Origin of the sequence: Roseibium aestuarii, assembly GCF_008477545.1 — a bacterium.
Taxonomy (GTDB): Bacteria; Pseudomonadota; Alphaproteobacteria; order Rhizobiales; family Stappiaceae; genus Roseibium; species Roseibium aestuarii.
This window is the reverse complement of record NZ_VORA01000001.1, coordinates 575,970-596,922: the sequence shown is the minus strand read 5'-3', so window position 1 is coordinate 596,922 and position 20,953 is coordinate 575,970. Positions and strand designations below refer to the sequence as shown.

Sequence of the window (20,953 nt, the reverse complement as noted above, 5' to 3'; positions counted from 1 at the left end):
TCGAGGGTTCACCCGGCAGTCCCTGCCGGGGAGCCCGTCGAGACCGGAGGCCTTCCGGTCTATGGATCAGCCGAAGCGGCCCGTGATGTAATCCTGGGTGCGCTTGTCCACCGGATTGGTGAAGATGTCCTGAGTATCACCCACCTCGACAAGATTGCCGAGATGGAAGAAAGCCGTGCGCTGGGACACGCGGGCGGCCTGCTGCATGGAGTGGGTCACGATCACGATCGTGTAGTTCTCGCGCAGCTCGTCGATCAGCTCTTCAACCTTGGCAGTCGCGATCGGGTCGAGGGCCGAGCAGGGCTCGTCCATCAGGATCACTTCCGGGCTGACCGCGATGGCACGCGCGATGCACAGGCGCTGCTGCTGGCCACCGGACAGACCGGTGCCGGGGCTGTCGAGACGATCCTTCACCTCTTCCCAGAGGCCGGCCTTCTGCAGCGAAGAGGCGACGATGTCATCCAGTTCAGACTTGCGACGCACGAGGCCATGAATGCGCGGGCCATAGGCGATGTTGTCGTAGATCGACTTGGGGAACGGGTTCGGCTTCTGGAACACCATGCCGACCTTGGCGCGCAGCTGCACCGGATCGACCTTGGGATCGTAGATATCCTCGTTGTCGATGGCGATGCGGCCCTCGACTCGGCAGATGTCGATGGTGTCGTTCATGCGGTTCAGACAGCGCAGGAAGGTGGACTTGCCGCAGCCGGAGGGGCCGATGAAGGCGGTCACGGTGCGTGCCCGGATGTCGATGGAGACGTCCTTGATGGCGTGGGTCTCGCCGTAGAACACCTGGACCTTCTCGGCCGCAATCTTCACGTTTTCCATAGCCGTAGCCTTGTTCTGGTCAATAGGGTCGGTGGCGCGGGCCAGACCGGAGAAGCTGGACATGACGGGACACTCCTTACCAGCGGCGCTCGAACCTGCGGCGCAGGATGATCGCAACGATGTTCATGATCATGAGGAAGACAAGGAGGATGATGATCCCGCCCCAGGCCCGCTCGTAGAAGGCGGGATCCGCACGCTTGGCCCATTCGTAGATCTGGGCCGGCATGGCGGAATTGGGAGCAAGGAACCCGTCAAACACACCGTCGGGGAATTCGGAGGCAATGAAGCCGACCATGCCGATCAGCAGCAGGGGCGCGGTTTCGCCGAGCGCCTGGGCCAGACCGATGATGGTGCCGGTCAGAATGCCGGGCATGGCCAGCGGCAGCACATGGTGGAACACGGACTGCATCTTCGAAGCGCCGATGCCCAGGGCCGCGTCACGAATGCTCGGCGGCACGGACTTGAGCGAGGCGCGGGTGGAGATGATGATCGTCGGCAGGGTCATCAGTGTCAGAACCAGACCACCGACCAGCGGCGCGGACTGCGGCAGGTGTGCAAACTGGATGAAGGCCGAGAGACCGAGAATGCCGAAGACGATGGAGGGAACGGCCGCCAGGTTGGAGATGTTCACCTCGATCAGGTCGGTCCAGCGGTTCTTCGGAGCGAATTCCTCCAGGTAGATGGAGGCCGCCACGCCGATCGGCAGGGACAGCACCAGCACGACCAGCATCATGAAGAGCGAGCCGATCATGGAGACGCCGATGCCGGCCTGTTCCGGACGGCTGTCGGACGCATCCGAGCCGAAGATGAAGTTCCAGTTGAAGCCCTTCTCGACGATGCCCTTCTCGACCAGCTGGTCGATGATGTCGAGATGCGCCGCCGACAGGTTCTTGTCCTCGGCCAGAGCGGCACGGGTCACGCGGCCCTTCAGATAGCCATCGACGCGGGACGAGGCGAGGAAGTCGAAGGTCGCCGTGGTGCCGATCTGCTCGGGGTGGCTCAGCACGTGGTCGCGCAGGGTGCCCGGCGCGCCGGCAGAGAGGATCTGCAGCAGCTCCTTGCTCTTCATCGAGGTTGCGACGCCAGCCTGTTCCATCTTCTGCACCAGGACAGCTGCGATCATGTCCCGGTACTTGGAGGTCTTCACCACCGACTTCTCGGCGGCATCGATCTCGGTCTGGACCAGCGGCACCTCAAGGGTGACGGAGGTCTGGTAGAAGGCGGTCAGGCCGTTGCTCAGGATCGAGTAGAGCAGTGCCACGAGGAAGAAGAGACCGATGCCGATGGCGACGATGCCATAGACGCGGAACCGGGCTTCGGCGGCATTGCGCTTCTTCGTGTGCGGGTCGAGCTCGAGCAGCGACCGGCTGCGGGAGCCCGGCGTCGAGGACGCGGGGGCGAGGGACGTGTCGGTCATCAGTCGTACTGCTCCCGGTACTTGCGCACGATGTAGAGGGCAAAGATATTGAGGCCGAGGGTGATGACGAAGAGGGTCATGCCCAAGGCGAAGGCCACGAGCGCTTCCGGCGAGGCGAAGTCCGCATCCCCCGTCAGCTGGCTGACGATCTTGGCGGTCACCGTGGTCATGGCGTCGAAGGGATTGAGGCTGAGGCGGGCGGCGGCCCCTGCCCCCAGCACCACGATCATGGTCTCGCCGATGGCGCGGGACGCCGCCAGAAGAATGGCGCCGACGATGCCCGGCAGAGCGGCCGGCAGGATGACCTGCTTCACGGTCTCGGAATGGGTGGCACCCAGACCCAGCGACCCGTCACGCATGGCCTGAGGCACCGCGTTGATGATGTCATCGGAAAGGGACGACACGAAGGGGATGAGCATGATGCCCATGACGAGGCCAGCGGTCATGACGGCCGTGCCACCCTTCATCCAGCCGAGCCCGAGGATCCCGCCCTCGCCGAAGGCTTCCACCAGAAGCGGGCCGACGGTGAGCAGGGCGAAGAGACCGTAGACGATGGTCGGAATGCCGGCGAGCACTTCCAGCAGCGGCTTGGCGACGGAGCGCACGGTGGATCCGGCATATTCCGACAGGTAGATCGCGGCGAAGAGGCCGACGGGCACCGCAACCGCCAGGGCGATGAAGGAGATGTAGAGGGTCGCCCACATGAGCGGCAGGATGCCGAGGTCCGACCCGCCGCCGAAGCTCGGGGTCCAGGTGGTGCCGAAGAAGAAGTCGGTAGCCGGATAGAGCTTGAAGAACTCGACGGTGTTGAAGATCAGGGAGAAGACGATGCCGACCGTAGTCAGGATAGCGATCAGGGCGGCGGAGATCAGGATGCCCTTGACCACCTGCTCGACGAAGTTCCGGGCGCGGAAATCCTTGTCGGCACGGCGGTAGGAGATCGCGAGCCCGACGAAGGCCAGGAGCAGCACCACGCCGGTGCGCATCCAGTTGCCCGTCGCCGTCATGGACCGGTAGGCCTGAGCGGCGCGCATCTTTTCCTGGGTCACTTCCGAACCAAGGGCGACACCCAGGCTGCCAAGGCGGCCGCGAACGTCGGTGAGGTCCGCATGGATGCTGCCGGCGTAGTCTTCGGTCATGGCGCCGCTCTCGACCGCGAGATCGAGACCGTCGGCAATCCGGCGGACATCGCTCATCACGAGGCCGACGTTGCTTTCACCCGCGGCATGATCGGAGATCATGGAGGCGACGGAGTTGTCGATCACCGCCGGCTGGATCCCGAGCCACAGCACCAAGACTACGAGGGACGGCAGGGCCACGGTGAGCGCGCCATTCCATCCGTAGTAGCCGGGAAGGGAATGCAGCAGGCGAATATCCCCTCCTGCCGATTTGAAGGCCTTGCCGCGGGCCAGCACATAGGCCAGCGCGGAAAGGGCCAGAAGACACAGGAGAAGCAGGGACAGCGCCATCAGTCAAAAATCCGAACAGCAGGCAAAAGCAAGAGAGGCGGCCCGAGGCCGCCTCTCCGGGGAACGATGCTTACTTCAGCGTCTCTTCGGCTTCAACAGCCGCCTGGGTCGCGGCCAGTTCCGGATCGGAAACCAGGCCGTACTGAGCCAGCGGGCCTTCAGAGCCGGCGAGTTCGTCGGAGACGAAGAACTGAGCGTATTCCTTCAGACCCGGGATCACGCCGATGTGTGCCTTCTTGACGTAGAAGTACAGCGGGCGGGAGACCGGGTATTCACCGGAAGCGATGGTCGCGGTGGACGGGGTCACGCCGGACATGGTCGCGACCTTCAGCTTGTCGGTGTTGTTTTCGTAGAAGGCCAGGCCGAAGACGCCAACGCCGTTCTTGTTGGCGTCGATGCGAGCCAGGGTCTCGGTGTAGTCACCGTCGATGTCCACGGACTTGCCGTCGGTGCGCACAGCCATGCAGGCCTTCTCGGCGTCCTTCTCGGACATGCCGCCGTCAACCATGGCCTTCAGGGCGCCGGTTTCTTCGCAGCCGGCCTTCAGGACCTTCTCTTCGAAGACTTCACGGGTGCCGTGCTTGGTGCCCGGGATGAAAGCGGAGATTTCGACAGCCGGCAGTTCGCCGTTGGCGTCAGCCCAGGTGGCGTTCGGGTTGTCGACCAGCTGGCCGTCCTTCAGCACCTTGGCGCCGAGAGCGTTGAACCAATCAGACGGGGTGAAGGCGGTGAAGGCCGGGCCGTCCTTCTGGGAAGCGAAGACAATCCCGTCGTAGCCGATGCGGACTTCGATGATGTCCTTCACGCCGGCTTCGGCGCAGGCTGCAATTTCCTTGTCCTTGATCTTGCGGGAGGCGTTTGCCACGTCGATCGTGTTTTCGCCAACGCCTTCACAGAACTTCTTCAGACCAGCGGAAGACCCGCCGGATTCCACGACCGGGGTCGGGAAGTCGGTGTTTTCGCCGAAGGCTTCGGCAACGATGGAGGCGTAGGGCAGGACGGTGGAGGAACCGGCGACCTGGATCTGGTCACGAGCCTGGGCGGAACCGGCAACGGCGGTTGCAGCAGCTGCCAGGGCAGCGACGGAAACGAGGGTCTTGAACTTCACTTGACCACTCCCTTTGAATGTCAAGGTTTCTATCTCTTCGACGGGTCATCGTTGCCCGTTCGACAGCCGCGAACCTAGTCGGCGTGCATGTGACTTCTATGACGCTTTCATATCAGTTTTATGACAGCACAAATCATTGAAATAATGAGACAAAATCTGAATTCTACGGACACGAAACCGTAACTTGTCATGTTCGGGGAGGAGGTTCCTCGGGAATCCTGCCAAGGCTGTTCCCGTCGCGTGTGACAGACCGTCAATCTTCAACCGGACGCAGAGTCACCCGCGGAACCCGGTCTGCGCCTCTTCGGCCGGGGGCGGGGCGGCGGAGACCGGGAGGTCAGATCTCTGCGGCAGCGGCCTCGGCCGCATCCGGCTTGAGAAGGGCATCTGCCGGCGGGAAGGCAACGCGGAAGGTCGCGCCCTTGCCCTGTTCGCTGACGATGTCCAGTCGGGCCCGGTGGCGGGTGAGGATGTGCTTGACGATGGCCAGGCCCAGACCGGTGCCCTTCATGGAGCGGCTGGAGGCTACGTCGACCCGGTAGAAGCGCTCCGTCAGGCGGGGCAGATGCTCGGCCGCGATGCCCTCGCCATAGTCGCGCACCTGAAGCACATGGCCCCGGCCGCTGGCGTCACGGGTGACCGAGAGGTCGACCCGGCCGCCGGAACTGCCGTATTTCAGGGCGTTCTCCAGCAGGTTTTCCGTCACCTGGATCAGCTCGTCGCGGTCGCCACGCACCAAAGCCGCCGCATCCGGGGCTTCCACGTTGATGGCAAGGTCCAGGTCACGGGCGAGAGGTGCCAGGGCGTCTGCGCTGTGACGGACGATCTCCACCAGGTTCACCTTCTCCACCGGCCGCACATGGGCCTTCAGCTCGATGCGGGACAGGGAGAGGATGTCATCGATCAGGCGGCGCATGCGGCCCGCCTGTTCCAGCATGATCTTCAGGAAGGTCTCGCGGGCCTTGGCATCGTCACGGGCCGGGCCTTGCAGGGTCTCGATGAAGCCGGTGAGAGAGGCGAGCGGGGTGCGCAGCTCATGGCTGGCATTGGCGACGAAATCGGTGCGCATGCGCTCCAGCCGGCGTTGCTCCGTCTGGTTCTGGATGACGACCAGCACGAAATCGGGACTGGAGGTCACGGCCCCCTCCCCGGCACCGGGCATGAAGATCGGCGCCAGATGCGCCTCGAACCAGGCTTCCGTCGGCACCTTCTCGACCCAGGTGATCTGAACGGCGCGCTTGTCCCGGCAGACCCGGTCGAAGGCTTCGAGCAGAGCGGGGGCGCGGAGATAGAAGGACAGGGGATCGCCGGGCTTCACAAGACCGTAGAGCTCGCCGGCCGCCTTGTTCACGTAGCGGGTGATCCCGCGCCCATCGGCAACGAAACACGGGTTGGGCAGAGCATCGACGGTCAGCTTCATGCCGGTGCCCGGCCACATGCGCCGGAGCTGGCGCTGCTTCACCGCCTGAACGCGCCGGGCCTGCGCCTTTTGCGGCACCAGACCTGCGATCGCGACCTGAAGGGCAACCGCCGATGTACTGACGAGGGCGGGCACGTCGTAGACAAGTGTGGCGAGCCCGGCGAGCCCAGCCCCCAGAAGGATCTGCCAGCGCGACTCGGCGATACGGGTCAGCGGCGAACGGCGCGCGTCGGGGATCCGGTCCTCGGACGGGGCATCCCTGGAAATGTCCTTCAACTGGTTCATCGGCGCGGCACGGTCCTGAGGGGTCTGGAATTTAGGCGGCTATCCATGAGGGGTTTGGTAGCGAAAGCTGTTGCCCCAGGCAATGGGCCTCGCAGCTAACATGATTTTCATGTCAATCCGGCGACAGAGGCGCGCCTTTCCCCATGGGGTGAAGCGTCTGTGTCCAAGGCGCGCCAGACCGGAGACCCCCTGCCGCCCTGCCCGGTCTTGCATCAGGGCGCAGGGCATGCCAGCTCTCGGGAGAGACCTGCATCGCACCGGAGATTGCCTTGGACCATCAACGCGCCTTTGAGCCTGCCTATGGAACAGCCGTCGAAGTGGCGGACGGGATCCGCCGGATGACGGTGCGCAATCCCGGCCCCTTCACCTTCCACGGCACCAACACCTATCTGATCGGCACGGGCGACGTGGCCATTCTCGACCCCGGCCCCGACAATGCGGAGCATCTGGAGGCCCTGCTGGCCGCCACGAAGGGGCAGCGGATCGCCGCCATTCTGGTCAGCCATACCCACATGGACCATTCGCCCGGCGCCCGCCGGCTGAAGGCCGCAACCGGCGCACCGATCATCGGCTGCGGGCCCCACCGGGCCGCACGGGCCATGGCCGAGGGGGAAGTGAACGCCATGGATGCCAGCGCCGACCGGGATCACGCGCCCGATCAGGAGCTGCGCGACGGTGACAGGTTCGACGGACAGGGCTTCACGCTGACGGCGCTGGAGACCCCCGGCCACACGGCCAATCACCTGTGCCTGGCCCTTGGCGGAACCGACATCCTGTTCTCCGCCGATCACGTGATGGCCTGGGCGACCAGCATCGTGGCGCCCCCGGACGGATCCATGACCGACTATCTGACGTCTCTCGACCGGCTGAAGGCGCGCGACGAACGCCTGTTCCTGCCGGGCCATGGCGGGCCGGTCACCGATGCAGCCGGCTACATGGCGCAGCTCAAGGCCCATCGTCTCGGGCGGGAGCGGTCGATCCTCGCGGTGCTGGACGGCACCGCAAGGCGCATCCCCGAGATCGTGGATCTGGTCTATGCGGGACTGGATCCGCAGCTCAAGCCTGCGGCCGCTCTCTCCGTTCTGGCCCACCTGGAAGCGCTGGTGGAGCGTGAAACCGTGGAGGCCCCGGCCGGAGCCTCCCTCGGCGGGCTCTTTCGCCTCAGCGCATCCTGAGGGGCGCCTCTGCGCAACGGAACGACCGAATCAGGTCTGGGGCGCACCGGCAAGCGCTGGTTCGCCCCCTTCCGAGGGAACCTCGTCCGTCTCGGGCAGATAGGGCTTGAAGGCCGGAAGGGGCGCGGGACCACCCTGTTCCAGGGATGGAGTTTCGGGCAGCGGGAGCTCCTCTTCCTCCTCCAGGGACACATCGAGCACCTCGAAGCGTCCATAGGTTTCCAGCAGCACCTCATCCATGGCCGCCAGGAATTCGCGGATCCGCGCCGCGTTGCCGTCGATGTCGCGCAGACCCGTTCGCGAGGCGGAGCGCAAGTCCACCAGCGCGCCGAGCGGATCCGGCTGGATGCGCACGGCCAGATCCCGGACGAGACCGAGAACGGGGCTGCGAACCTCGCCCTGAAGGCGGCTCGGCATGTCCGGCAGATCGGGCAGGATCTCGTCGACGAGGGGCCAGCCCTTGCGGGTGAAGACCTCGCGGGCGGCAAAGTGGATCTGCGAGGGCGCCATGCGATAGCGGCGCGGCACGATGTCGGCCGGGCGTCCTTCCTGCAGGGCGGCGAATTGCCGGTCGACGGTCTCCAGCGCCGAATCCAGCACCCGATCGGTCGCTGCGTCCTCGGCGAGTTCGTTGCGGACCAGTTCCGGCGGATCGAGCGGATTGGTGCTCACGTCCGCCGCATCGCGCAGGAACAGGGGGCTGGCAAGCAGGGCTGCGGCTGGAGCCAGCGCAATCAGGCCGTAGAGCAGGCCGAAGCTCGCCTGACCGAAGCCAATGCCGCCCCGGCGCCACAGGCGCTGGAAGGACACAAGCGCCAGGGCCAGGGCAAGGCCGCCGAGCACGGCTGCGAGAAAGATCGCCACCACCATGTCCCAGGCCGACATGAGGCCGAATCGATGGGCAAGCACGGCAACGAGGCCGACCGGCACGGCAATGGCCCCGAGCGCGCGGCTCGGCACAGCCGCGCTGGCGTGATAGGTCGGGTATCGCTTCGTCATTGCCACGTTCGGTCGCCTGCCATGCTCGGACCCTGGTCAAGTTCGCCCCACAATCGGTGATCCGCGCGGCGCGCGCAAGTCGCGGGTGACCTCGCCACCCCACGCTGGAACCTTGCCACGGTCGGCGGGTTCGTGGTGAAACAGCGCAGACGGGCGCGCTCACGGATTTGCTTTCGCCCCTGCCCCGATGCCGTCTCGAGCCGGAGAGCCGAATGATCCTTGCCTATGTGCCCAATGGAACCGGTCTGACCCGCATCGAGGTCGCCCCGGGAGAGGACGTGCCCGAAGCGGCGGTCTGGATCGACCTGCTGCGGCCAACCCGCGAGGAGCAGCAGGCCTGCGAGAAGCTGATGGGGGCCGAGATCCCGACCCGCGACGAGATGCGCTCGATCGAATCCTCCGCCCGCTTCTACGAGGAGCCGGGTGGACTGGTCATGACCGCGCTGCTGCCCATCGCGGCGCGCACCCACGACCCGGAGACCTCGTCCGTCACCTTCGTGCTGTCCCAGAGCCGCCTCGTCACGGTGCGCCACGGGGAGCCGGTGTCCATCACGCTCTTCGAGCGCAAGGTCGGCAATCTTCCCCCCTCCGCCCATTCAGGTCCGGGAATCGTGGTCGGCCTGTTCGAATTCATCATCGACCGCTGCGCCGATGTGATGGAGGAAGCCTCGGCCAAGGTGGACGTGATGAGCCAGAAGGTCTTCGAGGACGGCATCTCGGCCCGCAAGAGCACGCTTTACAAGGATGCCATCAAGGATCAGGGCCGCATCGGACTGCAGATCTCCAAGATGCACGACGTCTGCACCGGCCTGTCGCGGCTCCTGCTCTTCATCGACAGCCGCCCGGAGAAGGTGAAGTTCAAGGACAGCCAAAAGCGGATGCTGAAGACCTACGGTCGCGATCTCCACTCGATCAAGGAACACGGCGACGCGCTGGACAACCGGCTGTCCTATCTGCTCGACGCGACCATCGGCCTCGTCAATCTGGAGCAGAACCAGACCGCCAAGACCTATTCGGTGCTGGGTCTGATCTTCCTGCCGCCGACGCTGGTGGCCTCGATCTACGGCATGAACTTCCGCTTCATGCCCGAGCTCGACTGGGCCTACGGCTTCGAATATGCGCTGGCCGTCATGGGCGGGCTGGTGCTGGTCACCTATCTGGTGCTGCGGCTGCGGCGGCTCCTGTAAGAGCCGCCACACCCGGTCACGGGATATCAGGGATAGAGGCGCTGGCTGCCCCAGGGCTGGCCATCAGCCTCCCGCTGGAAGACCACACGGTCATGCAGGCGGAACGGACGGTCGTGCCAGAACTCGATCTGGGTGGGCACAAGACGCATTCCCGACCAGTGCTCGGGGCGCGGGATCTCGCCGATGTTGAATTTGGCCGTGTATTTCGCGACTTCCTTTTCCAGTGCGAAGCGGCTTTCCAGCGGACGGGACTGCTTGGACGCCCAGGCCCCGATGCGGCTGCCGCGCGGACGGGACTGGTAATACTCATCGGCTTCCGCGTCGCTCACCTGCTGGACGAGGCCGCGAATGCGGACCTGGCGGCGCAGGGACTTCCAGTGGAAGCACATGGCGGCCTTGCCGGCGGACAGGAGCTCGCGCCCCTTGGCGCTCTCGAAATTCGTGTAGAAAACGAATCCCCTCTCATCGAATCCCTTCAGCAGCACCATGCGCACGTTGGGCAGGCCGGATTCATCCACAGTTGCGAGGGCGAGAGCGTTGGGATCGTTCACTTCGGACTGGGTTGCATCCTCAAGCCACGCGGAAAAAAGCGAAAACGGATCCGTAACCTCCGTAAAGTCACCTTTTGTTAACTCCTTTGCCGAAGGCTCATGGTTGGTCATTTTGTCCTGCCGGGATATCTTGTGAGACGATCAGTTTCGTGAGATGCAAGCGGGGCATCGAGAAAGAAGAACCCCTTGGCACACCGCTTTTCATATACGCCCTTCAAGGCAAAGATCCAGTGGCTGTCCCTCGTGGCGTTGTTCGCCGGAAGCCTGACCGGCGGATGCAGCCAGATCAGCGTCCCGCTCGGCTCGTCCGACGTGGAGACCCCGATGGTGCTGACGGGCTCCCTGCCCTCTTCTTCCGACCAGGCCTTTGCCGACATCGAGGACGGTGACCGCGCCGTGATCACCGCGACGCTGGCGCAGATCATCGATGCTCCCGAGCCTTCCAGTGCCATGGCCTATGGCGCAGGTGCTCCCGCCCCCCAGCGGTTTTCCTGGACCAATCCGCTCACCGGCAATTCCGGCAGCCTGAGCGGGATCGACCAGTCCCAGGCCGAGAGCACCGGCTGCGTGGCCTTCAAGACCACCGCAAACACGATTGCCGGTGTCCGCCTTTATTCGGGAATCGCGTGCAAGGATGTCCGTCAGCAGCTGACCATCACCAGCCTGACGGTCGAAGCGGCTTGAAGCGCGGGAAAATCCCGGTAAAACGACTATAAAGCGGACCGAGCCGCCTCGGCGGTATGGAATTTTTTCCTATCAATTCCGATATTCCGGTCAAGACCCGCACCAGTTCCCTGTGTCAATCGTCCCTGCCACAGTGCGGAACGGTGCCCCAGTACACTTGAATTGGTGATCAACAGATGCGTGACCCTTACAGCGTTCTCGGCGTAGCAAAGTCCGCGAGCGAGGCCGAGATCAAGAAGGCCTTCCGGACGCTGGCCAAGAAATACCATCCGGACCAGAACCGAGATGATCCGGAGGCCCAGCGCCAGTTCTCCGAAGTCAACCAGGCGTATGAAATCGTCGGTGACAAGGAGAAGCGGGGCAAGTTCGACCGCGGCGAGATCGACGCGGAGGGCAAGCCGCGCTTCACCGGTGGCTTTGGCGGCGGCGCGGGCGGCTTCTCCGGCTTTTCCGATTTCGATGACCTGACCCGTGGCGGCGGCTTCCGCGCCCGTGGCGGCCCCGGGGGCGGCCCCGGCGGCGGCGGCGCGACCGGCGGCTTTGGCGGAGCCGGCGGTGGCGGCGGCTTCGACGACATCCTGAATGATATTCTCGGCGGCTTCGGCGGCGGCCGGCGCGGCCGTGGCGGCGCATCTGGCGCAGGGGCCGGCGCAGGCACCCGCCAGCGCGCGCCCGAGGCCCAGAAGGGCGACAATGCGGAGATCGTCGCACATGTCTCGCTGGAGGAGCTGGTCAACGCGGGCAAGACCGCCGTCAAGCTGCCGAACGGCAAGACGGTCAACGTGACCATTCCGGTGGGCACGACCGAGGGCGAGACCATCCGGTTGCGCGGCCAGGGCCATCCGGGTGCCAATGGCGGCCAGCCCGGCGATGCCATGGTCGAGGTCCGGTTCCGCAAGCATGACCTCTTCGAGGTGCGCGGCAGCGATCTGATCCTCGACCTTCCCCTGACCCTCTACGAGGCTGTCCTGGGGGCCAAGGTGCGCACTCCGACCCTCACCGGCGCGGTGAACCTGAGCATTCCGGAGAACGCCTCCTCGGGCAAGGTGATGCGTCTGAAGGGCAAGGGCCTGCCGACCAAGACCGGCGGCCACGGAGACCTGCTCGTGCGTCTGCAGATCGTGCTGCCGCCCAACGAGGACCGGGAGCTGGCCACGCTGATGAAGGCCTGGCGGGAGACCACGCCCTACAAGGCGCGCGGCCCGGAATTCGACTGAGCGCGGCACGCACCGAAAAACCAAAAGGCGGGAGTTTCCTCCCGCCTTTTTTCATGACTTCGCTTGTGGAGCGTGACCGGGGTCAGGCCTTGACCGGGCCCAGATCGCACGGGGCCTTGCTGTCATCCGGCACGAAGAAGTCCGGTGCGAGGGCCTGGGTCGGATCGACCCGGTACTGGTCGAAATCGGTCCAGCCGCGCGAGGCGAGGAACGTGTCGTCGATGACGAAGTTGCCGGAGAACTCGCGCGCCGGGCTCGTGAAGATCTCGTAGGCCGCATCGGCCAGGATCTCCGGAGTGCGGCTCTGGAGCATCATCTTGTCGCCACCGATGATGTTCTTGATGGCAGCCGTGGCAATGGTCGTGCGCGGCCACAGGGCGTTGACGGCAATGCCCTGCCTGCGCAGCTCGCCAGCCAGACCCAGCACCACCAGGCTCATGCCGTATTTGGCGATGGCGTAAGGGGTGAAGCCCGCGAACCACTTTTCCTGCATGTCGAGCGGCGGCGACAGGGTGAGGATGTGCGGATTGTCGGACTTGGCCAGATAGGGGATGGCGTGCTTGGAACAGGCGAGCGTGCCGCGCGTGTTGACCTGATGCATCAGGTCGAAGCGCTTCATGTCCGTCTGGGCCAGCGGGGTCAGCTGAATGGCGCTGGCGTTGTTCACCAGGATATCCAGACCACCGAAGGTCTCGGCGGTCTTGGCCATGGCAGCCTCGACGGCGGCATCGTCGCGCACGTCGAGCAGCAGGGGCAGTGCCTTGCCGCCCGCCGCCTCGATTTCCTCGGCCGCGGAATAGATGGTGCCTTCCAGCTTCGGGTGGGCTTCCGCCGTCTTGGCGGCGACAACCACATTGGCGCCATCGCGGGCCGCGCGCAGGGCAATGGCCTTGCCGATGCCCCGGGAGGCGCCGGTGATGAAGAGGGTCTTACCGGACAGGTTCGTCATGTGGTGTCTTATCCCTTGCGGCTCATGAAGGCCTGGAACGCGGCCTGGGTCTCGGGCGAGAGCAGGCGTTCGGCAAAGATGTGGGCTTCGTATTCGACGCGGGCGATCAACGCCGCCCGGTCGCCGAGCAGGAGATCCCGCGACAGGCGCATGGCCTCCGGCGGCTTCGCAGCAATGCGGGCGGCACAGGCCATGGCCTGAGCCTCCGCATCCTCGCCAATGTGATTGACGAGACCCGCCGCATGGGCGCGCTCGGCCGAGAAGCCCTCACCCAGGCACAGGAGCTCGAACGCCCGCTGGTGGCCCATGGTCAGGGGGCCGAGAAGCGAGGACCCGGCCTCGGGCACCAGTCCCAGATCGATGAACGGGGTCTTGAACAGGGACTTCGGCGTGGCGAAGACCATGTCGCAATGGAAGAGCAGCGTGGTGCCGACACCGATGGCCAGGCCATCGACGGCGGCGACCATCGGCTTTTCGTTGTGGCACAGGGCCTTCAGGAAGCGGATCACCGGCGTCGCCATCATGCCCCCGGGCGAGGAGGCCATCTTGATGAAGTCGGCAATGTCGTTGCCGGCCGTGAAGGCGCCGGGCACCCCGGCGATCACGTGGCAACGCACGTCCGGGTTGTCGCGCCCGTCTTCCAGGGCTTCCGACAGGTCCGTGTACATCTGCGCCGTCAGCGCGTTCTTCTTTTCCGGACGGGACAGCCGCAACAGGCTGACACCGTCCTTCAGGGTTCTTTCAATCATCGGCGGTTCCTCCCTTGCCGAAATGCGGATTCGGCTCAGGACGCCAGCGCTTCCGGATCGAAGGCCTGGATCGCGCTGCTCGAGGCAAGGATGTCCGCCTTGATGCCGATGGTCTCGGTCAGGATGGTCTCGGCGAAGTTACGGGCCAGCAGCGCCCGTTCCGCCGCCCCATGGGCGTGGTCACCGGTGGAGCGCAGGGCGCCACGGGCCAGCAGAACGCCACCGACCGTCAGACCGAATTGGCGCAGGTAAGGCGTCGCACCGCACAGGGCGTCAGCCACACGGCCCTCGGCCTGAGCTGCCATCATCCAGGCGGTCGTTTCCGACAGATCGGCCACGGCCTGCTTCAGACGGGCACCGACACCAGCCAGACCCTCGAGATTGGATGCAGCCACTTCGTCAGCGATGGCGCCGAGTTCCCCGAGATAACCCGTCACATGCTCGCCGCCGGAGAGCGGCAGCTTGCGCAGGACCAGATCGATGGACTGGATGCCGTTGGTGCCTTCATAGATGCAGGCGATGCGGGCATCGCGCATGTGCTGGGCCGCGCCGGTTTCCTCGACATAGCCCATGCCGCCATGGATCTGCACGCCGAGCGAGGAGACCTCGGAGCCGAAGTCGGTGGAGATGGCCTTGGCGAGCGGGGTGAGCACGCCGGCGCGCTCGTTCCAGAAGGCCTTGTCCGCATCGCTCTCGGCCGCGTGGGCCATGTCGATGGCGTGGGCGCAGGCATAGCAGAGAATGCGGGCTACCTGGGTGCGGGCCTTCATGGCCAGCAGCGTGCGCTTGATGTCCGGATGACGGGCAATCGGGCTCATGTCCGGGCCCTTGTCGCCAGGCGCGCGGCCCTGCTTGCGGTCGATCGCATAGGACAGGGCCTGCTGGAAGGCGCGTTCTGCGACCCCCAGACCCTGGACGCCGACGGCGAGGCGGGCGTTGTTCATCATCGTGAACATGCAGGCCAGACCGCGGTTTTCCTCGCCGATCAGCCAGCCGATGGCACCACCCTCGTCACCATAGACCATGGTGCAGGTGGGCGAGCCATGGATGCCCATCTTGTGCTCGACACCGGCACAGCGCACATCGTTGCGCGCGCCCAGCGAGCCGTCTTCGTTGACGAAGAACTTCGGCACGAGGAAGAGCGAGATGCCGCGGGTGCCGGCGGGGGCATCCGGAAGGCGGGCCAGGACGAGATGGACGATGTTGTCCGTCATGTCGTGCTCGCCATAGGTGATGAAGATCTTCTGGCCGAAGATGCGGTAAGTGCCGTCGTCCTGACGCTCGGCGCGGGACCGCAGGGCGTTGAGGTCGGAGCCGGCCTGCGGCTCGGTCAGATTCATGGTGGCCATCCACTCGCCGGAGACGAGCTTCTCCAGATAGGTGGCCTTCAGCTCATCGCTGGCGTGGCGCTCGATGGCTTCCACGGCGCCCATGGTCAGGGTCGGGCCGATGGCAAAGGCCATGGAGCCGGAGTTCCACATTTCCAGAGCCGCGGTGTTCAGCATGACCGGCAGGGCCTGGCCGCCGCCTTCTTCACCGGCGCTCAGACCGTTCCAGCCGCCTTCGGCCCAAGCCTTGTAAAGCTCCTTCCAGCCCGGAGGGGTGGTGACGGCGCCATCCTTGAACGGCGTGCCGTGGGTGTCGGCCACCTTGTTCAGGGGGGCGATCTCTTCGGCGGCGAAACGGCCGGCTTCGGTCAGGATGGCCTCGACCAGATCGTCGCTGACTTCAGCGAAGCGGGTCGTGGACTGGAGATCCTTCAGACCGCAGATCTCGGACAGGGTGAATGCGATTTCGCCAACGGGCGCCTTGTACATGCCGTACCTCCCAGTTCATTCTTTAAGCACGGTGCGCGAGATCCCTTGACGGGAGGGCGACGGCACCGCAAAAGCCCCTTTTCACAGGACTGTTTCAGGCGGACAGTAGTATCCTTGACGTAAACGTCAACCCATTTCCTTGGGGCAGGTGTCTCACTCCTCACAGCCTGTTTCAGGATGACCAAGCGTCGCTTTCCCATGGCCTGTTGCCGGGAACGGCGTGAGCGGAGCCGGAACCAGACATGAACCGTTGGCAGGTGAATTTCAATGCGACGAACTGGTCGGACGCCGCCGAAGCCGCGCAGGCCGCAGCGGCGCTGATCGCGGGCGCGCTGGTCGCCGTGCCGACCGAGACTGTCTACGGGCTGGCGGCGGATGCCACCAACGGGGAGGCCTGCGCCCGCATCTATGAGGCCAAGGGCCGGCCCCAGTTCAATCCGCTCATTTCTCATGTGGACAGCTTTGCCCAGGCGCGCGAACACGGGCTCTTCTCGCCCACCGCAACGCGCCTTGCCGAAGCCTTCTGGCCGGGTCCGCTGACGCTTGTCGTGCCCCGGGCGCCGACCTCGACCATCAGCAGCCTCGCGACCGCCGGTCTGGACACGGTCGCCCTGCGGGTGCCCGCAGGTCCGGTCATGCGCCTGATGGCCCGCATGACCGGACGCCCGATTGCGGCGCCCAGCGCCAATCTGTCGGGCAGGATCAGTCCGACGACGGCCGATGACGTGGCCCGGGATCTGGAGACGAGCCTCACCTGGCTGATCGACGCTGGCCCGTGCCGGGTGGGGGTGGAATCGACCATTCTGGCCGTCGAGGGCGAGACAGTAACGCTTCTGCGCCCCGGCGGACTGGCCCGGGAAGACGTGGAAGCCCTGCTCGGCCATCCGATCGCCAGCGCCCAGCAGCTGGACGGGGACACCGCGCCGCTGGCTCCGGGCATGCTGTCGTCCCACTACGCCCCGAACGCGGGCGTTCGCCTGAATGCCACGGAGGTTCTGGCCGGAGAGGCCCTGCTCGCCTTCGGGCCGGAGCTGCCCGGTCAGGCCGATCAGGCCAGGGCGATCTTCAACCTCAGCCCCTCGGGTGACCTGACGGAGGCCGCCGCACGGCTGTTCTCCGGCCTGCGTGCCCTCGACGCATCGGGCGCAAGCGCGATCTGCGTGGCGCCGATTCCCTTCCAGGGCCTCGGCGAGGCCATCAACGACCGGCTTTCGCGCGCCGCCGCACCGAGATCCTGAGCCGCCTGAAGACCTCTGACAGAGCCCTCGCGCGCAAGACCTTGCAAATCCTGACAGGGAACCTGTTGCAATCGCGCCGCGAGCCTCAGGTTTTGCACAGGCAAGGGACATGCCGACCAAAGACGCAGTCGCCTGTCGCCGCCGTTTCCCTTACGTTAGTGAGGTGAATTCGATTTGTGCGGACCTCCCCTCGAGCGCGTATCTGCTCGCACCTCTGACGGGGTACGGCCTGAGCCCGGGCCGGCCCCGTTTCTTTGCGTGCGGCCCCTGTTTCTCAGCGTGCCGCCCCTGGGTCACATCGCACCCCATCCCGCTCCCACCTCGCGAAAGCCCTGCGCCGAACTGCCGCAAGGCAAGCGATCTGCGCCCTGGCGCATGCACCAAGAGTTGCGATTGACACCGGGGTTCCGGATCGCTCAGATGGGGTTGTGCACCACCCTTGCTTCTCGCTGCGGTCCGACCCGGTGGCCCTGCACGCGGCGCCAAGCTGCTCGTCCTATCCGGCCGTATGAATGTGTCTGGTGCTTTTCCCGTGTCCACTTTGCTGCTTCATCACACCACTTTCCTCGATCACCTGACCCCGATCGGCCATCCGGAGCGTCCGGACCGTCTTCGGGCCATCGACCGGATCCTGGAAGACGAGCGCTTTCATGCCCTGGAACGGGACCTCGCCCCGGTGGGCCGGGTGGAAGACATCGCCCGCGCGCATCCCATGTCCTATGTGAACAGCCTGCATGTGAAGGCCCCCAAGGAAGGGCTCGTGCGGCTGGACGCGGACACGACCCTGTCGCCGGGCAGCTGGGAGGCCATTCTGCGCGGTGTCGGCGGCGCCTGCCGCGCGGTCGATGAAGTGGCCGAGAAGCGCGTCAACAATGCCTTCTCCGCGTCGCGCCCTCCCGGGCACCATGCGGAGCGCGGCCGGGCGATGGGCTTCTGCTTCTTCAACAATGCGGCCATCGCTGCCCGTTATGCCCAGAGCCAGTACGGGGTGGAGCGGGTCGCCATCGTCGACTTCGACGTGCACCACGGCAACGGCACCCAGGACATCTTCTGGTCCGACCCGACCGTGATGTATTGCTCGACCCACCAGATGCCGCTCTATCCGGGCTCGGGCGCCCTCTCCGAGACCGGCGATGCGAACACCATCGTCAACGCGCCGCTTTCGCCTGGCGCCGACGGTGCAGATTTCCGCGAGGCCCTGGACATTGCCATCCTGCCCCGGCTCGAGGCCTTCCGGCCGGATCTGCTGATCCTCTCCGCCGGGTTCGATGCCCATATCCGGGATCCGTTGGGCGGACTGAACCTCACCGAGACCGACTTCGCGCGGGCGACCAAGAGCCTGATGGACGTGGCGGACCGGCATTGTGACGGGCGCCTCGTCTCCATTCTCGAAGGGGGTTACGACCTGGAGGGTCTGGCGCGTTCGGTGGCCGCACACGTGCTCACCCTCATGACCGGCTGAGCAGTCACGATCCCTGCCCTTCCCTGAGCGCCCGGGCCAGCGGCCGAAATGGGCTGAGGAGAACCCGGGCCCACCCGGCCTCGCGCCTTGACCTCGGGGCGCGTCAGGGTAGGCTGGCGCCACACACGATCCTTTCGTCTCCAGCGAGTGCTCCATGACCCAGCAGGTTTCCGCAAGCCAGTCCGACCTTTCGGCCCTCTCCTTCGAAGAGGCGCTGAAGCAGCTCGAGACCATCGTGCGGGAACTGGAGCAGGGCAACGTTCCGCTGGAGCGCAGCATCGACATGTACGAACGCGGCGCGCAGCTGCGCGCCCATTGCGACGCCTTGCTGCGTGCAGCCGAGGCCAAGGTCGAGAAGATCCAGATGGGTCAGGACGGCACCGCGACCGGAACATCCGCTCTGGATCCGGAAGCCTGATCCATTTCACTTTTTCAGCCTTACTGCTGCGTGCCCCGGCGCGGAGACGCGTTCGCGCCGGTTTTCAGCCATGCAGGCTTATTCTTTCCATTCCGGAACAAGACTTTTGCAATTCAAGATTGCGCAAATCTCCTGATGCGACCAGACGCGGCTTGCAATTTCTTTCGGACGCGTAAAAATTTCCGGCATGTCTGGATCCACACGGCAACCCGATTACCGCCTGCTTGAACGCATTCACGAATGCGTGGAGGCACCGTCTGCCTGGAACGACGTTTCCGAAGCACTCGGCCGCGATCTGGGCGGCCGCGTCCTTCTCATCGAGTTCGGGCCGGATCACAAGCCGAGCGGAGTTCATGCGGATATCAATGAGGTCAACTGCCTCGTCTACTGGCTCAACGGGTTGCAGGTGGAAGGCGGAAATGCGCTGCACTTCCTGCTGGATCATGCAGATGTGCACTACCCCTACTGGAAGGCCACGGAGGTCTCGTCCTCACGTCCGCCGGTTGACGCGCTCGAGGACTGGGCCACACGCAGCCTGCTGATCACTCCGGTGTTCAAATCGCAGGAAAAGGTCATCCTGCTCGCCGCGATCTGGGAGGCCCCGGAGACCGACACGCTGACCTTCGACAGCGCGCTCACACGGTTGCGCCCCTATGCCCGGGCCCTCAGCCGCAGCCTGACCGTCTGCGACAAACTGCACGCGGCGACAAGGGATCTGGCCGCCTACCGCTCGATGCTCACCCACCAGAAACATGCGGCCATTCTCGTCGACGAGACCCTGCGCATTCTGGTGACGACCCCGGCCGCGACCGCTCTCCTGCAGAAGGGCGACCTCTTCCGCAGCGACAATGGAGAGCTTGCAGCGGTCCACCCGAGTCTCGAGCCCCCGCTTGCCAGCCTCAAGCGCTTCCTCGCCGGGATCCGCCGCCCGCTCTCGCGCAAGCTGCTCATGGCGGCCGTGACCGACCCGGAAAAATCCATCCTGCTGAGTCAGCCCGAAGAGGGCTATTTCCATGTCCACATGCAGGGGATCGTGGAAGAGGAACGAAAGGCCGCCCCTGGAACCGGGAACTACATCCTCGTCGAGATCCGCTCCTCGTCGTCCATCGAGCCGCAGATCCGCGAGTTCCTCCAGACACGATTCGGGCTTTCCCAGAGCGAGGCCCGGCTTGCCCATGATCTCTCGGTCAGCGCCTCCCTGTCGGCCACGCTCGACAACTTGAGCATCACTCGCAACACGGCCAAGACCCACCTGCGGCGGATCTATGAGAAGACAGACACCCAGTCCCAACTCGAACTGGCCCGTCTACTGCACCGGCTAGGCGGACTGTTCTGATCCAGATTGCCTGCATGATCTTCGCAGACCTCGCCCCGAGTCTCTTTCAGAGGTGAAAGCTGCGCTTCGGGTGCCACTCCGCCTACAGCAAGCCTGCGACAGTGATCGCATGACGCAACGGAATCATCGAGTTGTCTCAAAATGACTCAGATGAGGGAAAATTTTCCGGAGCAGTGATCCAAATCACCCGCAAAGGCGTATAGATTAAAATAACTACGTAGCGCTACGGAACGCATCTGCGTCGCAGGCGTTGTCGATCCTGAGGGCGTTATCGATCCCGAGATCGAAATTGCGCTATGGACGTTTGCGTCGACGCCCGACGCCGCCTCTGCCAAACAGGGCAGTTTGTCGCGGCGGGAGCCTGCACGGGTCAAAAAAAGAGGCCGCACGAAGCGGCCTCAGTTGATCACTGTGCACGTGGCCCCATCGACCACGGCTAGTTGTTTATTCCAGCTCCACATGAAAAGCATCACCCATATGGGTGATTTGGAGGAAAAAATGCCAATGGACGCCGTCCGATAAGACATTTTGACCAAAGATATCGATTTTACGGCAGAGGCTTGATTAACAATTCGGGGAGACCGTTTTCTCCGCCGATTTGCACCCTATCTAAGCATCGTGTAAGCCTGCGCGTCATGTGAACA

Annotated in this window: 18 protein-coding genes; 8 read left to right on the top strand and 10 right to left on the bottom strand. The window is 64.8% G+C overall.

Annotated elements, in window-relative coordinates; all coding sequences use genetic code 11:
• Positions 1 to 66: 66 nt before the first annotated feature.
• The 5 genes from pstB to FR728_RS02570 all read right to left on the bottom strand — a co-directional run bounded on the left by pstB (position 67) and on the right by FR728_RS02570 (position 6,527).
• The gene (gene pstB / locus FR728_RS02590; protein WP_244304449.1) at positions 67 to 828 is read right to left on the bottom strand and encodes a phosphate ABC transporter ATP-binding protein PstB; all 762 of its coding nucleotides are present in this window, start codon (positions 826 to 828) and stop codon (positions 67 to 69) included.
• A gap of 76 nt (positions 829 to 904) precedes the next feature.
• Positions 905 to 2,245, bottom strand: coding sequence for a phosphate ABC transporter permease PstA (gene pstA / locus FR728_RS02585; RefSeq protein ID WP_149891080.1), 1,341 nt, complete (start codon positions 2,243 to 2,245; stop codon positions 905 to 907).
• Complete coding sequence (gene pstC / locus FR728_RS02580) at positions 2,245 to 3,714, bottom strand: phosphate ABC transporter permease subunit PstC (protein WP_149891079.1); 1,470 nt, start codon at positions 3,712 to 3,714, stop codon at positions 2,245 to 2,247. Before pstC ends, pstA begins: the two co-directional genes overlap by 1 nt.
• A 70-nt stretch (positions 3,715 to 3,784) precedes the next feature.
• Positions 3,785 to 4,822, bottom strand: a complete 1,038-nt coding sequence (locus tag FR728_RS02575) for a substrate-binding domain-containing protein (protein WP_149891078.1) — start codon at positions 4,820 to 4,822, stop codon at positions 3,785 to 3,787.
• A gap of 337 nt (positions 4,823 to 5,159) precedes the next feature.
• Entirely contained in the window at positions 5,160 to 6,527 is a 1,368-nt protein-coding gene (locus tag FR728_RS02570; protein WP_149891077.1) for an ATP-binding protein, read from the bottom strand.
• A 269-nt stretch (positions 6,528 to 6,796) separates the two neighbouring features.
• On the opposite strand from FR728_RS02570, the gene FR728_RS02565 reads away from it, so the two are divergent.
• Entirely contained in the window at positions 6,797 to 7,702 is a 906-nt protein-coding gene (locus FR728_RS02565; protein WP_244304357.1) for an MBL fold metallo-hydrolase, read from the top strand.
• A 30-nt stretch (positions 7,703 to 7,732) separates the two neighbouring features.
• On the opposite strand, the gene FR728_RS02560 is transcribed toward FR728_RS02565, so the two are convergent.
• Positions 7,733 to 8,701, bottom strand: coding sequence for a DUF1499 domain-containing protein (locus tag FR728_RS02560; RefSeq protein ID WP_149891076.1), 969 nt, complete (start codon positions 8,699 to 8,701; stop codon positions 7,733 to 7,735).
• A 212-nt stretch (positions 8,702 to 8,913) separates the two neighbouring features.
• Here FR728_RS02560 and FR728_RS02555 point away from each other — a divergent pair, with 212 nt between their 5' ends.
• Positions 8,914 to 9,888, top strand: a complete 975-nt coding sequence (locus FR728_RS02555) for a magnesium transporter CorA family protein (RefSeq protein ID WP_149891075.1) — start codon at positions 8,914 to 8,916, stop codon at positions 9,886 to 9,888.
• A gap of 26 nt (positions 9,889 to 9,914) precedes the next feature.
• On the opposite strand, the gene pdxH is transcribed toward FR728_RS02555, so the two are convergent.
• Positions 9,915 to 10,550: a pyridoxamine 5'-phosphate oxidase gene (pdxH, locus tag FR728_RS02550; RefSeq protein WP_149891074.1), complete on the bottom strand. Its 636-nt coding sequence runs from the start codon at positions 10,548 to 10,550 to the stop codon at positions 9,915 to 9,917.
• Positions 10,551 to 10,625: 75 nt separating this feature from the next.
• Between pdxH and FR728_RS02545 the strand changes: the two genes are divergently transcribed.
• A complete protein-coding gene (locus FR728_RS02545) occupies positions 10,626 to 11,123 on the top strand; it encodes an RT0821/Lpp0805 family surface protein (RefSeq protein WP_208998626.1) in 498 nt (165 codons plus the stop codon).
• A gap of 176 nt (positions 11,124 to 11,299) precedes the next feature.
• On the top strand, positions 11,300 to 12,340 hold the full coding sequence (locus tag FR728_RS02540; RefSeq protein ID WP_149891073.1) for a DnaJ C-terminal domain-containing protein: 1,041 nt from the start codon (positions 11,300 to 11,302) through the stop codon (positions 12,338 to 12,340).
• Between the two features lie 82 nt (positions 12,341 to 12,422).
• Here the strand turns inward: FR728_RS02540 and FR728_RS02535 are convergent, their stop codons facing one another.
• From FR728_RS02535 to FR728_RS02525, 3 genes are read right to left on the bottom strand one after another with little or no spacing between them, the layout of a single operon-like run.
• Positions 12,423 to 13,289, bottom strand: coding sequence for an SDR family oxidoreductase (locus tag FR728_RS02535; RefSeq protein ID WP_149891072.1), 867 nt, complete (start codon positions 13,287 to 13,289; stop codon positions 12,423 to 12,425).
• Positions 13,290 to 13,297: 8 nt separating this feature from the next.
• Positions 13,298 to 14,038 (bottom strand): crotonase/enoyl-CoA hydratase family protein, encoded by a 741-nt coding sequence (locus FR728_RS02530; protein WP_149891071.1) that lies wholly within the window; start codon positions 14,036 to 14,038, stop codon positions 13,298 to 13,300.
• A gap of 35 nt (positions 14,039 to 14,073) precedes the next feature.
• Entirely contained in the window at positions 14,074 to 15,855 is a 1,782-nt protein-coding gene (locus FR728_RS02525) for an acyl-CoA dehydrogenase family protein (protein ID WP_149891070.1), read from the bottom strand.
• Between the two features lie 242 nt (positions 15,856 to 16,097).
• Here FR728_RS02525 and FR728_RS02520 point away from each other — a divergent pair, with 242 nt between their 5' ends.
• From FR728_RS02520 to FR728_RS02505, 4 genes are all read left to right on the top strand, one after another.
• The gene (locus FR728_RS02520) at positions 16,098 to 17,093 is read left to right on the top strand and encodes an L-threonylcarbamoyladenylate synthase (protein ID WP_149891069.1); all 996 of its coding nucleotides are present in this window, start codon (positions 16,098 to 16,100) and stop codon (positions 17,091 to 17,093) included.
• Positions 17,094 to 17,625: 532 nt separating this feature from the next.
• A complete protein-coding gene (locus tag FR728_RS02515; RefSeq protein ID WP_188318764.1) occupies positions 17,626 to 18,555 on the top strand; it encodes a histone deacetylase family protein in 930 nt (309 codons plus the stop codon).
• A gap of 154 nt (positions 18,556 to 18,709) precedes the next feature.
• The gene (locus FR728_RS02510; protein ID WP_149891068.1) at positions 18,710 to 18,973 is read left to right on the top strand and encodes an exodeoxyribonuclease VII small subunit; all 264 of its coding nucleotides are present in this window, start codon (positions 18,710 to 18,712) and stop codon (positions 18,971 to 18,973) included.
• Positions 18,974 to 19,160: 187 nt separating this feature from the next.
• A complete protein-coding gene (locus FR728_RS02505; protein ID WP_149891067.1) occupies positions 19,161 to 20,309 on the top strand; it encodes a helix-turn-helix transcriptional regulator in 1,149 nt (382 codons plus the stop codon).
• The last annotated feature ends 644 nt before the right edge of the window (positions 20,310 to 20,953 follow it).

Coding starts and splice junctions, on each gene's coding strand:
- FR728_RS02540 (WP_149891073.1), top strand. CDS start 11,300: ATGCGTGACCCTTACAGCGTTCTCGGCGTAGCAAAGTCCGCGAGCGAG.
- FR728_RS02570 (WP_149891077.1), bottom strand. CDS start 6,527: ATGAACCAGTTGAAGGACATTTCCAGGGATGCCCCGTCCGAGGACCGG.
- FR728_RS02535 (WP_149891072.1), bottom strand. CDS start 13,289: ATGACGAACCTGTCCGGTAAGACCCTCTTCATCACCGGCGCCTCCCGG.
- pdxH (WP_149891074.1), bottom strand. CDS start 10,550: ATGACCAACCATGAGCCTTCGGCAAAGGAGTTAACAAAAGGTGACTTT.
- pstA (WP_149891080.1), bottom strand. CDS start 2,245: ATGACCGACACGTCCCTCGCCCCCGCGTCCTCGACGCCGGGCTCCCGC.
- FR728_RS02505 (WP_149891067.1), top strand. CDS start 19,161: ATGTCTGGATCCACACGGCAACCCGATTACCGCCTGCTTGAACGCATT.
- FR728_RS02520 (WP_149891069.1), top strand. CDS start 16,098: ATGAACCGTTGGCAGGTGAATTTCAATGCGACGAACTGGTCGGACGCC.
- FR728_RS02555 (WP_149891075.1), top strand. CDS start 8,914: ATGATCCTTGCCTATGTGCCCAATGGAACCGGTCTGACCCGCATCGAG.
- FR728_RS02530 (WP_149891071.1), bottom strand. CDS start 14,038: ATGATTGAAAGAACCCTGAAGGACGGTGTCAGCCTGTTGCGGCTGTCC.
- FR728_RS02510 (WP_149891068.1), top strand. CDS start 18,710: ATGACCCAGCAGGTTTCCGCAAGCCAGTCCGACCTTTCGGCCCTCTCC.
- pstB (WP_244304449.1), bottom strand. CDS start 828: ATGGAAAACGTGAAGATTGCGGCCGAGAAGGTCCAGGTGTTCTACGGC.
- FR728_RS02525 (WP_149891070.1), bottom strand. CDS start 15,855: ATGTACAAGGCGCCCGTTGGCGAAATCGCATTCACCCTGTCCGAGATC.
- FR728_RS02560 (WP_149891076.1), bottom strand. CDS start 8,701: ATGACGAAGCGATACCCGACCTATCACGCCAGCGCGGCTGTGCCGAGC.
- pstC (WP_149891079.1), bottom strand. CDS start 3,714: ATGGCGCTGTCCCTGCTTCTCCTGTGTCTTCTGGCCCTTTCCGCGCTG.